Below are 12,355 nucleotides of genomic sequence, written 5' to 3'. Positions count from 1 at the left end.
CGACCGTCTATTTTCCCAAAAATAAAGAGAGGGAAATACGCAGATTTCCCTGTAGAGAGTAAATGGCGTGGTGCCTAGCTTTGTCTTAAATGCAGATGTTTGACTTCTTTGCGCAAATTTTGCAGCTCATCAATCAGGTCGAGCATCATGGCGACGGCAGAAAAGCTGGCATTAAAATCACGTTGCAGGCGATAGGCCTGGCGGGCACGAGAGACATCTTCCCCAAAAAACTGGTGAATCCGTTCTTCCGGACGTGAAGGGAGAATGTCATATTCTAAAAGCTGTAATACCCATTCCGGGCTTTGACCACAAGCTTCAGCAAAATGCTCTAAATCAAAAGATACGCGCTCATCTATAATTTCAGCTTGTGGGCGACCAGACTGGGAGTTTTCGCGATATTGGATCGTGGTCATGGCTTACTCCTTTTAGCTTGAACTTGTTAAAACAAGGAAGAGCAGATGCATGGGTTGTTCTAACGTAATTTCGGGTCTATGCGCTGCGCTCTTGTTGTTTTATCTGAAGGATTAATTTTATTTAAAACCATATTTCAGCATTTGGCTGTTTTGTTTGGTATTCCTTTGTGCTTGAAACGTAGCCTTGCTTGCTTTTTCGCCATTTTGCTGGCACCAAGGACGCTCAGCAGGCCTACTTTTGGCTAATCTCCAGTTTAAATAAACTGTTTAAATTTTATTCATTATTCAGGCTTTCGAGAGGGACGGACAGAGGGTAGAGCAACTATATTGTTTCAAATTATGTCCATATCATTAAGATAAAATGAAGGCTTCCGTAGAAGCCTCTTGTAAACCTGTTGAAGAATCAGTATTTAATCCAGGTCACGCTACGACCAATCACGGAAACACCGACATAGCCGCGTAAGGTCAGGCGTTTACCGTTGGCACTTAGGCGTGCCTTGCCTTTATAGACTTTGCCGCCAATCGGGTCGAGTACACTGCCTTGCACAAACTGTAACGGGTTTTTTGGATCCTGCTTAAAGCCCCAGATAAATGGCAAGCCGATAAACGGTTTGTTTTTAAGTTGACCCGGACATTGGTGGCAAATATTCATTTTTTCTGCGCCCGGAATGTTGCGGGTTTCAACAATAATACCTTCATAGGTGCCATCTGGCTTTTTACGGATTTCGACATCGGCACGGGAATAACTGGTACGGTCATCAATTGTTTTCCATTTCCCCACCAATGGATCATTCTCTGCGAAAGATACGCCTGAAACTGTTGCCAAAAGCAATCCAGCAACAATCCCTGTAAACCCCTTTTTCATGATTATTATCCCCAACGCCATGCGCGTTATTAAAATTAGAGTAAAGTGCCTAATTTTATAGAAGAAAATACTGTTAAATCAATGAAATAATAAGTGAAAGAGATCACAATAAGATGAGAAACCACTAAATAGTTGCAACTATTGCACACGCTTGAATTCATCAGTCAGGTTATACAAAGAATGTGTGCTTGCGCTAGATGAATAAAGCGGTACGGTTTGTGTAACCCAGTCGCTTAAAAAAGATGAGTAACAGCTTGAGCGAGATTGATGCTGAGTTCAGTAAAAAGCGTGCGCTATTTGAAGCTATATCTACAGCGCAAAAAGCTTGAATAAACGTATGAAACTGAACATAAAAAAAGAGACCAAACCGTTCTCCGGTTTGATCTCTTGGTAATCTTGAATCTTGCGGCCTAGCTTAGGTGTTCACCAAACAGGCCAAGTGCTTCTTCTGCAGTAAACTGATAACGTGCATTACAGAACTGGCAATCCATCACAATCGGGTTTTGATGTTCCAAGGTTTCGCGTACTGCATTGGCCCCAATCTGGGTCAGTGCCGTAGCACAGCGTTCTTTGGAACAGGTACAGCCAAATTTAAGATGTTCAACTTCTGGCAGCCGTACTTCTTCTTCGTTGTACAGACGGTACAATACTTCCTGAACTTCCAGATCGGTCAGTTCGCTGGTTTTCAGGGTTTCGGTCAGCATGGTCAGACGTGGCCATAAATCTTCATCTACACGTTGCTGTTCTTCTTCGCTATTTCGCGGTAACAGCTGAATCAGCAAGCCGCCAGAACGCTGGTCGTTGCTGGCCAGTACAATACGGGTGGGAATTTGTGCAGATAAATCATAGTATTGCATCAGGCAGCCGGCCAGATTTGGCTTGTCTAAAGGCACAATACCCTGATAACGCTCACCAAATTCCGGTTCAATATTAATAAACAGCACCGGATTGACCAGGGTTTTGAGTACCGTGCTGCTGTCTTCAGCCTGCTGGAAATGTGGATCTGGTTCATAATCTGCCAAAGCACGAATTTCACCCAGATGATTACATTCGGCCATTGCCCATTTAAAGGTGCCGCTGGCCTGAATTTGCAGGCTAATCCGACCTTTAATTTTTAAGGTACTGGCCAGCAAAGCGGTGGCACTGAGCATTTCTCCCAAAAGGACCTGGATGGCAGGCGCATAGTCACGTTGGGCCAAAATGGTTTGCAGGGCTTCTTCAAGATGAACAATCTCACCGCGGACAGGGCTATCTTCAATAAAAAAGCGTTGGCGTAAATCAGACATAAAATTCTCCATAACCCTGCATTAATGGTGATGATATTGTAAATCACAAGTCAGTTTGATTCATTACGTGTTACATCAATATGATGGTTTTGTAGTGAACGCTTTAAATCTACACCGGTCGGGCTTTCCCGGACCTGAGCATCATTCTCGAACAGGTGCTCCAGCTCGGCCAGTGCATTGCGATGAGTTTCATAGATTTTTTGCTCATCGGTATAAATATTCTGCTGCTGGGCCAGTAATTTTTCATCATAACTGCGAAACAATTCGATACTCTTGTAAGCATCTTCTTCAGCAATACCCTGGTCGCGTAGCGCGCAATAGGCCATGCCTAAAGAAGATAAATAGGTTTCACGCCAGATGTGTTCAACGCCTAAATCCCGCAATAAATGCACATGATGGCGGTCACGGGCACGCACCAGCAGTTTGAGCTGCGGATAATTCAGGCGGATATGCCGGGCCACATTCATCGAGTCTTCAATATCATCAATGGCCAGAATAAAGGTCTTGGCATGTTCAATCCCCGCAGCACGTAAAATATCGGGCTGGGTGGCATCGCCATAATAGACTTTACCGCCATAATTGCGCACAAAATCAACTTTATCCAGGTTGCTGTCAATGGCGGTATAGGGTAGGTGCTGCAAATAGGCCACCCGTGCAATAATCTGCCCAACCCGGCCAAAACCGGCAATAATCAGCGCTGGATGCGCATCGGGAATCTGGTCATATTCCGGCGTCTTGTCCTGATTCAGACGCGGAATCACCTGGCTGGTCATGAACCAGTACAGCACCGGGGTTAGCACCATCGACAGGGTCACCATCAGGGTAATCGGCTCTAAAATGGCCTGTGCCACCACTTTTTCTGTTAAGGCAACCTGTAACACCACAAAGGCAAATTCACCGCCTTGCGCCAGACAGGTGGCCAGTAGCAAACTGTTTTGCCAGGAATATTTAAAATACCGGGCAATTGCGGTCAGGGAAATAAATTTCACCAACAGCAGTATTAAGGCGCCGCCGAGAATGAACAGTGGACTGTCGATCAGCAGGGACATCTGAGTGGTCATCCCCACGGTCATGAAAAACAGGCCGAGCAATAGTCCTTTAAACGGTGCAATACTGGCTTCCAGTTCATGTCGGAATTCGGAATCGGCCAGTAGCACCCCGGTCAGGAAGGCGCCAAGCGTGGTGCTAATCCCCAAGACATCCATCAGGCAGACCACGGCCAGCACAATAAACAGGCCGACCGCGGTAATCAGCTCATGCGCGCCGGTTTTGGCAACAAAACGGAAAAACGGGCGCATGAGATAACGGCTAAATAAAAACAGCCCGCTAAAGGTGGCTAAAATCGCGGCGAAATAGGCCAGCCCATGATGAGTCGATTCAGTACCGGCCAGCAAGGGAATAATTGCAATTAATGGAATGGCGGCGATATCCTGAAATAGCAGAATTGAAAAAGACTGCTGGCCATAACTGCTGTTCAGTTGCTGTTTTTCATTCAAGAGTTGCAGCACAAAGGCGGTTGAGGACAGGGCCAGGGCAAAACCAATAATCAGGCTGGCGGCAATCTGCTGCTGCAAACTGAAAAACACCAGAATCGCCAGTAACAGGCCAGTGACGGCCACCTGCGCGCTGCCCATGACAAAAATCGACTGACGCATTTGCCAGAGCCGCTGGGGTCTGAGTTCCAGACCAATAATGAACATCAGTAAAATGACGCCAAATTCAGCCAGTTCCTGAATGGCTTCCGGGTCGCTGGCGATATTGAACACACTCGGGCCCAATAAAATACCGGTAAACAGATAGCCGAGTACGGTGGCAATCCCAAAACGCTTGAGCAGCGGAACCAGTAATAAAGAGGCACCCAGAAACAGGGTGATTTGCAGCAGTAACGACATCGACAATCCTAGGAGTTATGGTGCCCTCAGGCTGCAGCCAAAGTCAGTGGTTAACTGAATTCCTGAGGGTCTATATCTAAGCTAAGTTTCATATTTGATGGCTTGTGATGCAACATATTTTGCCACCATGCACGTAGATAAAAATGTAAACGGGCGCGATCTTGCGACAACAGCACCAGATGCGCCTGATAGCGGCCGGCCTTGCGTTCCATTGGCGCCGGAATCGGTCCCCAGATATCAATTAACTGTTCAGAATTTTCTCGCAGCCACTGGGCATGTTGCTGTAAAAACTGCTGGTTCTGCTCCTGACTTTTGGATTCGCAGCGAATCAGGGCGGTATAGCGAAACGGGGGCAGCAGGGCGGCCTGACGTTCTTTTAAGGTTTGCCGGGCAAAGGCACGATAATCCTGCTCGACCAGGGTGCTCAGCAGCGGATGATCAGGACGCAGGGTCTGTAAATAGACATCGCCTTTATGTTCACCGCGGCCGGCACGACCGGCCACCTGCACAATCAGCTGCGCAGTCCGCTCTGGCGCCCGGATATCAACACTTAACAGGCCGGCATCAATATCCAAAATCGCCACTAGAGTCACATAAGGAAAATGGTGCCCTTTGGCCAGCATTTGGGTGCCGAGCAGAATCAGCGGCTGGCTGGTTTGAATGCGGTCATAAATTTTTTGCCAGCTGCCGACGCGGCTGGTGGAATCGCGGTCCACCCGCACCACATCGTAATCTGGGAACAGCTGTTGCAGGTTTTCTTCAACCTTGGCTGTGCCCATGCCCAGGGTTTTCAGTTCATTATGCTGGCACTGCGGGCATTGCTCCGGCTTGCGTTGAATGGTGCCACAATGATGACAATGCAGATGGGTATATGGACTATGATGCAGGGTAAAGTTGGCATCACAGTGTGGGCATTGTGCCTGCCAGCCGCAGCTGTCACAGACCAGCACCGGTGCATAACCACGGCGGTTTAAGAAAATCAGCACCTGTTCTTTTTTCTGCAGGCGTTTTTTGATTTCCTGAATCAGCAGCAGGCTTAGACCTTGCTGCTTTTGCGCAACTTTTAAATCAATGATGTGAATTTTCGGCATCAGTGCCGGGCCGGCACGCTGGTTCAGTTCCAGACGGATCATTTTACCCTGTTCCGTTAAGGCATAGCTGTCAATGCTGGGCGTGGCCGAACCGAGAATCACCGGGCAGTGTTCTAAATGAGCACGGTATAAGGCCACATCGCGGGCATGGTAACGAAAGCCTTCCTGCTGTTTAAATGACAGGTCGTGTTCTTCATCCAGAATAATCAGCCCCAGATTGGGCAGCGGGGTATAAATTGCCGAGCGTGTACCAAGAATAATCGAAGCCTTGCCAGTCTGGGCGGCCTGCCAGGCCTGCAGACGTTTGCTGTCATTTAAACCGGAATGCAGCAGCGCAATATGACAGTGAAAACGTGACTGGAAGCGGCTAATGGTTTGAGGAGTCAGGCCAATTTCCGGCACCAGCACCAATACCTGTTTACCCTGTTTTAGCACTTCCTGCATGATCTGCAGATAGACTTCGGTTTTACCACTACCGGTCAGACCATCGAGTAAAAAGGCCTGATAACGATGCTGCGCTTTCAGTACGGTTTCAATGGCCCGTTTCTGGTCACTGTTCGGGGTTAACGGCATTTGCGCCAGCGTCATTGGCACCGGGCTAAAATCCTGCTGCTCCAGATCGCAATAGCAAATCTGCTTTTTTTCCAGCGCTTTTAAGGTTGCAGTTTCAATACCGGCCAGATTCAGGATATTTTCTGAAGTCCCGCTCGGATGCAGCTTCAGGACTTTATAGGCCTCCTGCTGCTTCTCGGAGCGCTTCAGTTTGGCTTCGGCCTGATCATCCAGTAGTTTCCACATTCGTGCCAGTAAATTATACGGGCGTCCCTGACGTAACAGGCTGGGCAGGGCGCTATGCATCACTTCGCCAATCGGAAACTGATAATACTGCGCCGACCATGTCAACAAAGTTAAAACTTTCTGATCTAGAATCGGCTGCTGGTCGAGCAGCTCGCTAATGGCTTTCAGTTTAATCTTGGGGTCAAGCGGATGATCGGGCGGGAGTTTTTCAATAATGATGCCCACCAGATTCTGCCGGCCAAAGGACACCAGCACCCGCGCGCCAACGGCAGCCTGCTGATATTCAGCCGCACTGAGCATATAGTCAAACCCGTCATACAGATAGACCGGAACAGCTACACGAACACGGTAGATGGGGGCGGGATGGACGGGCGAATTTGGCATAACAGCGGGTCTGCTTCCTGATGAAAATGTCGTCGTGCTCGATCTGGAGTTATGATAGAGTGAGCAAATAATTTATATCTCAGAATATGAATGATTTTGGTGGTGAGACGCAACTGCGTTGAATAATTTTTTGGAAAATTAGAGCATTACAATGCCTGCATATCAGTTTACAGCCCTTGATGCATCAGGAAAGCAGCAAAAAGGGGTTTTAGAAGGGGATTCTGCACGGCAGATTCGTCAGCAATTGCGTGACAAGGCCCTTATCCCGATTAGCGTTGATCCGGTAGAACAAAAACAGAAGCATCAGGCCCAGCGCTGGTTCCAGAAAAAAATGACCGCTTATGATCTGGCCTTAATGACCCGGCAGCTGTCGGTACTGGTGGCCGCAGCCATTCCGCTGGAAGAAGCCTTGCGCGCCGTGGCCAAGCAAAGTGAAAAAGTCCATGTGCAGAATTTATTGCTGTCGGTACGCTCCAAGGTTTTAGAAGGATATTCACTGGCCAATGCCTTGCAGCAGTCGGGGCATTTTCCGGATTTATATATTGCCACCATTGCCGCCGGGGAACGTTCTGGACATCTGGATTTAATTTTGGACCAGCTGTCGGACTACACCGAAAACCGCTTTGCCATGCAGAAAAAAGTGCAGGGCGCGATGATTTATCCGATTATTTTAATGCTGATGTCTTTTGCCATTGTGATGGGGCTGATGACCTATGTGGTGCCGGATATTGTCAAAACCTTTGATCAGGACAAAGGCGCCTTGCCGTGGATTACCGTGGTGTTAATGCAAGCCAGTGATTTTATCCGTCTGGCCTGGCCCTTTTTGCTGGTCGGGACGATTCTGGGCATCTTCCTGTTGGTCCGCTTTTTAAAAACCTCGGCCGGCCATTATGCATTTGATCGTTTAACCCTCAAACTGCCACTATTCGGTAAACTGTCACGTGGTATAAACGCAGCACGTTTTGCCAGCACCCTGTCGATTCTGACCCAGTCCGGTGTGCCTTTGGTTGATGCCTTAAAAATTGGCGCTGCGGTCAGCAGTAACTGGGTGATCCGTGATTCGGTCAATCTGGCGGCCGAGAAAGTCACCGAAGGGGGGAACTTGGGCACCCAGCTGGAGCGCAGTGGTTATTTCCCGCCGATGATGGTACAAATGATTAAAAGTGGTGAAGCATCGGGTGAGCTCGACCGGATGCTGGAACGCGCATCGACCATGCAGGACCGCGAAGTGACCACACTCATTTCGACCTTACTGGCACTACTGGAGCCCTTAATGCTGGTGCTGATGGCCAGTATTGTGCTGGTGATTGTGATTGCGGTGATGCTGCCTATTGTCAATATGAATAATATGATTTAAATCGAGACCCATTGAAGATAACAAATGATGAAAGATTCAAGAGAGAACCTGATGCAACGGAAATCCTATTCGAATAAACAGGCCGGTTTTACCCTCATTGAAGTAATGGTGGTGATTGTCATTTTAGGCGTGCTGGCGGCGCTGATTGTCCCGAACGTGATGGGCCGTGGTGAAAAAGCCAAAGTCGATACCACCGCAATTACCTTAAAAGGTGTGGCTGGTGCGCTGGATCAATACAAGCTGGACAATGGCCGTTATCCGTCCATGCAGGATGGTGGTTTAGATGCGCTGGTCAATCAGCCCGCGTCAGCTAAAAACTGGTTGCCGGGTGGTTATGTCAAAGGCGGTTATCCAAAAGACAGCTGGGACAATGACATTCAATATGTGATTCCAGGCTCTGAAGGTCGCGCTTTTGACCTGTATTCTTTTGGTGCAGATGGTCAGCAGGGCGGTGAAGGCACCGATGCCGATATTTATTATCAGCCTTAAGCCGGCTTGATTATAAATGCCGTGATGGAATATATCACTTCACCTGATTGGACTATTCAATTAAAGGTGAAGTGATAATAGCTCTTAATTATAAAAAATATTCTAATATTCTGATAAATATGAATTTAAGATAATCTTCCAGATTTGAGATTCATAATAAGAATTATTTCCAACAGTACTGATTACAATAATCCTGGGAATGTGGAGCAATATCATCTATTTATTTCATTAAAACCGTTCATAATAAGTCAAAAGGCACATATTTGTCTGGAGGATGGTATGAAAGCATTAATCTTGTCGGATGAAATTAACCAGTTTCACTGGACGATGCTGAAGTCTGTTCTGCTGATTTTAAGCCTGCTTCCCTTGAGTCAGGGGTTTTTGCATCTCTGGCAAAGCACCGAAGGCAGCAGCCAGATTATGGTTGGTTTCTTCGCGCTGAGCCTGATGAGCTCGTGCTTGCTCTTAAGTTTCTGGTCGGCGCTACAAGCCACTGTTTTAAAACTAGAACCAGAACAGGCTTCTTACTTTGAGCAGGCAGTGGTAAAAGTTTATCGCTATCTGCCGATGCTCTCTCTGGCGGCGATGCTGTCCTATCTGGTGACCCAGCTTTAAATGTAGACAATAAAAAACCGAGGCATGAACCTCGGTTTTTTTATTACGCCTCCCTTTTACAAAGGGTGAGAAGCACTGCTTCGCAAGGGAGGGATTTATAAAGTTAATCCCCTTACCCCCCCTTTGATAAAGGGGGACTTCATAGGCGAATTATCTTCTCGACTTAAAGCTGACATCGACCTTACGTGGACGATAGATCCAGCCCAAAATCAGCAACAGGAAGGAGAAGATCAGCACCGGCCAATCACTAAGGCGGGTATACAAGGTCTGGCCCTGCATTGCCGGTAACTCACCGCGTAGCACTGCTTTCTGATCAATCGGGGCCTGCTGCACAATATGGCCTTGATGGTCAATAAAAGCGGTCACGCCGGTATTGGTGGCCCGAATAAACCAGCGGCCATTTTCTTTGGCACGCATCTGCACCATCTGTAAATGCTGCCACGGGCCGGCTGTACCGGTAAACCAGGCATCATTGGATACAGTCACCAGAAAATCACTCTGGCTGGCATTACGACGGGTCAGATTCGGATAGGCCACTTCATAACAGATGGCTGCACCCAACGGTGAGTTATGAATCATCAGCGGTTTTTGCTCTTTGACACCGCGCGAAAAACCACTCATGGATGGATCATTCTGCAAGGCCGGCAAGACCCAGCTTAACAGGCCGGATAAAGGAATATATTCACCAAATGGCACCAGGCGCTGTTTCTTGTATAAGCCTTCTGAATCTGTACCGGTGGCCATAATACTGTTGTAGTACATCGGCTGGCCATTTTGCTGCGATTCAGGCAGGTCCCAATACGGAATACCGGTGACCCAGGCACTTCCCGATTTTTCCGCCTCGGTTTTCATGGCGGCTAAAAACGGTTCGATATCGGTCTGGAACATTGGAATGGAAGATTCTGGCCAGACAATCAGGTCGCGGCCCCATTCGGTGCGGGTCAGTTCGCTGTAGATTAACAGGGTTTTCAGTTGATATTCGGTCAGCCATTTCAGGTCTTGTGGAATATTGCCCTGAATCAAGGACACGGACAGCGGCGGTTCATCTTTCTCGCTGACAAAACTGAGCTGGGAAGCACCCCAAGCACCGGCCAGGAGCAGCAATGACGGCACCAGCCAGAAGATGCGTTTATTCAGAATTTCCACCAGCGCACAGGCCAGAATAATGGCCACAAACGACACTCCGAACACCCCGAATAAAGGCGCATAGCTGTCCAGAAAACGCTCGGTAAAGGCATAGCCGACAAATAGCCACGGGAAACCGGTAAATACCCAGGTTTTGGCCCATTCAAAGAACACCCACAGCGGCGCAAAAGTTAGCGGCGTTTCCGGGAAGAAGCGGCGATACAGCCAGGTTTGAATGGCGGTAAACAGCCCCATGGCCAAGGCCATAATCGCAATCATCAGCACGCTTAAAATGGCCGGGGTATCTCCATAGACATGAATGGAGGTATATAGCCAGAAGGCACCGACAAACCACAGGCCAATACCGTAGGCCCAGCCAATAAAAAAGGCCTGTTTGGCAGAGCGCTGACGTAAAACTGCATAAAGCAAGGCCGGAGACAGCAGGGCAATCCACCAGTAATAATACGGTGCCAGGGCAAAACTGAAAATGGCACCTGCGATTAAGGCAATCAGCAGGGGATAAACTAGCGGGAGCTGTTTGTGTTGTTGGGATGAATCTAACAGCTTGGTGAAATAAGTCCTCATTGACGTACAGCTCGAATCAGATGAATAGTGCGTGCATCTGCTTCAAGAATCTTAAACTGCCAATCCCCAATTTCAATAATTTGACCTTGCAGATCACTCACCAATCCAATTTCCTGAAGCAGTAAACCGCCGACAGTTTCTACTTCATCGTCAGAAAAATCAGCATCTAAAACATTGTTAAAGTGTTCAATTGGTGTAAGTGCCTGTACCAGCCAGGTGTTGGCGGTCTGCGGATCATGATCGGGCACAATGTATTGTGCTTCGGCATCGGCCTGATCATGCTCATCTTCAATTTCACCAACAATTTCTTCCAGAATATCTTCTAGGGTTACCAGTCCTGAAGTGCTGCCATATTCATCAATTACAATGGCAATATGGGTCTGGGTATTTTTCAGCATACGCAGGACCTGATCGGAACGCGCACTTTCTGGCACAAACAGTGGCTGACGCATCAGTGCCCGGATATCAACCTTCGGCGTTGGTTCGGTCAGAAAGGGTAACAAGTCTTTGGCCAGCAGAATGCCCACTACATTGTCAGGCTGGTCTGAAGAGAAGACCGGAAAGCGTGAATGGGCCGACTCGACCAGTACATGCAGAATATCCAGCAGCTCATCATCTTCCTGCAAGCTGATCATGGAAGTGCGCGGGGTCATAACCTCACGGATTTTGGTGGCCGGCAAATCCAGCACACCTTCCAGCATTGCCACAGTATCGGGTTCTAAAAAACGACGTGAATCTTGTACTAATTTTAGCAATTCATCGCGGGTTTCCGGTGCAGTACCTAACCATTTACGTAAGCCACGCATACCCCACGATGGGCCTGATTCCTCGTGCATGATCCTTCCTAAAGACTCGTTGTATCTAAAAAACTTGATTTAATCATACCGCAGAAAATACAGTTGTCTATTGTTTATCGACTTTCGCTGAAACAATGAATTTGATGATTTATCAGGCGGATAAAGCCAGCTTGCGGCATCAGTGGTTTTGCTGGCTTTGTGTTAGAATAGAAAAATTGTATCTCGCCGAGTTTTATTATGTCTGATTCATCCATTACCCCTGCCATTCAGCTAAATACGCGCGGTCTGCGTTGCCCTGAACCAGTGATGATGTTGCATCAAGCTATTCGTAAATCTAAATCGGGCGATGTGGTGGAGATTTTTGCCACCGACAATTCTACTTCGTGGGATATTCCAAAATTCTGTATGCATTTGGGCCATGAGCTGCTGTTACAGGAAGAAGTGCTGGATGCTGCCGGTAATAAAGAATTTCATTATCTGGTCAAAAAAGGCTAGGTCATCCTCCGACAATGCCGCGGTTTTAAAGGCTATGCTTTTTATCGGATAGTTACATATTGATAAACAAGCGGCCGGGTTGAAGCGATGTTTTATGTGGTTATTTTGTATAAAATAGCCACACTTTTTTTTAGCTATTTATTACAGAACAATGATGCCAAGC

The 12,355-nt window shown here is 47.7% G+C and carries 11 protein-coding genes; 4 read left to right on the top strand and 7 right to left on the bottom strand.

The features are described 5' to 3' along the window. Positions 1–74 precede the first annotated feature (74 nt). From FTT89_RS06825 to FTT89_RS06805, 5 genes are all read right to left on the bottom strand, one after another. Complete coding sequence (locus tag FTT89_RS06825; RefSeq protein ID WP_005181858.1) at positions 75–413, bottom strand: chaperone modulator CbpM; 339 nt, start codon at positions 411–413, stop codon at positions 75–77. A gap of 403 nt (positions 414–816) precedes the next feature. Continuing rightward, a complete protein-coding gene (locus FTT89_RS06820; protein WP_005181860.1) occupies positions 817–1,278 on the bottom strand; it encodes a DUF2147 domain-containing protein in 462 nt (153 codons plus the stop codon). A gap of 410 nt (positions 1,279–1,688) precedes the next feature. Beyond that, positions 1,689–2,564 carry an Hsp33 family molecular chaperone HslO gene (locus FTT89_RS06815; RefSeq protein ID WP_005181862.1) on the bottom strand — a complete coding sequence of 292 codons (876 nt, stop codon included), beginning with the start codon at positions 2,562–2,564 and terminating at the stop codon, positions 1,689–1,691. Positions 2,565–2,614: 50 nt separating this feature from the next. Further along, positions 2,615–4,456 (bottom strand): monovalent cation:proton antiporter-2 (CPA2) family protein, encoded by a 1,842-nt coding sequence (locus FTT89_RS06810; RefSeq protein ID WP_180006875.1) that lies wholly within the window; start codon positions 4,454–4,456, stop codon positions 2,615–2,617. A gap of 50 nt (positions 4,457–4,506) precedes the next feature. Next, on the bottom strand, positions 4,507–6,729 hold the full coding sequence (locus FTT89_RS06805; protein ID WP_005181868.1) for a primosomal protein N': 2,223 nt from the start codon (positions 6,727–6,729) through the stop codon (positions 4,507–4,509). 151 nt (positions 6,730–6,880) lie between these two features. Here FTT89_RS06805 and gspF point away from each other — a divergent pair, with 151 nt between their 5' ends. From gspF to FTT89_RS06790, 3 genes are all read left to right on the top strand, one after another. Then, positions 6,881–8,086 carry a type II secretion system inner membrane protein GspF gene (gspF, locus tag FTT89_RS06800; RefSeq protein ID WP_168416979.1) on the top strand — a complete coding sequence of 402 codons (1,206 nt, stop codon included), beginning with the start codon at positions 6,881–6,883 and terminating at the stop codon, positions 8,084–8,086. A gap of 51 nt (positions 8,087–8,137) precedes the next feature. Continuing rightward, a complete protein-coding gene (gene gspG / locus FTT89_RS06795; RefSeq protein WP_005181871.1) occupies positions 8,138–8,575 on the top strand; it encodes a type II secretion system major pseudopilin GspG in 438 nt (145 codons plus the stop codon). Between the two features lie 279 nt (positions 8,576–8,854). Next, positions 8,855–9,190: a hypothetical protein gene (locus FTT89_RS06790; RefSeq protein WP_168395521.1), complete on the top strand. Its 336-nt coding sequence runs from the start codon at positions 8,855–8,857 to the stop codon at positions 9,188–9,190. Between the two features lie 150 nt (positions 9,191–9,340). Here FTT89_RS06790 and lnt read toward each other — a convergent pair whose 3' ends face one another. Continuing rightward, positions 9,341–10,900 (bottom strand): apolipoprotein N-acyltransferase, encoded by a 1,560-nt coding sequence (lnt, locus tag FTT89_RS06785; RefSeq protein WP_180006876.1) that lies wholly within the window; start codon positions 10,898–10,900, stop codon positions 9,341–9,343. Further along, complete coding sequence (locus FTT89_RS06780) at positions 10,897–11,736, bottom strand: HlyC/CorC family transporter (protein ID WP_005181878.1); 840 nt, start codon at positions 11,734–11,736, stop codon at positions 10,897–10,899. Before FTT89_RS06780 ends, lnt begins: the two co-directional genes overlap by 4 nt. 198 nt (positions 11,737–11,934) lie before the next feature. Between FTT89_RS06780 and tusA the strand changes: the two genes are divergently transcribed. After that, complete coding sequence (tusA, locus tag FTT89_RS06775) at positions 11,935–12,192, top strand: sulfurtransferase TusA (protein ID WP_005181880.1); 258 nt, start codon at positions 11,935–11,937, stop codon at positions 12,190–12,192. Positions 12,193–12,355: the final 163 nt, after the last annotated feature.

This window comes from Acinetobacter sp. YH01025, from assembly GCF_013420185.1.
Classification (GTDB): domain Bacteria; phylum Pseudomonadota; class Gammaproteobacteria; order Pseudomonadales; family Moraxellaceae; genus Acinetobacter; species Acinetobacter indicus.
This window is presented reverse-complemented; position numbering and strand designations above follow the sequence as displayed.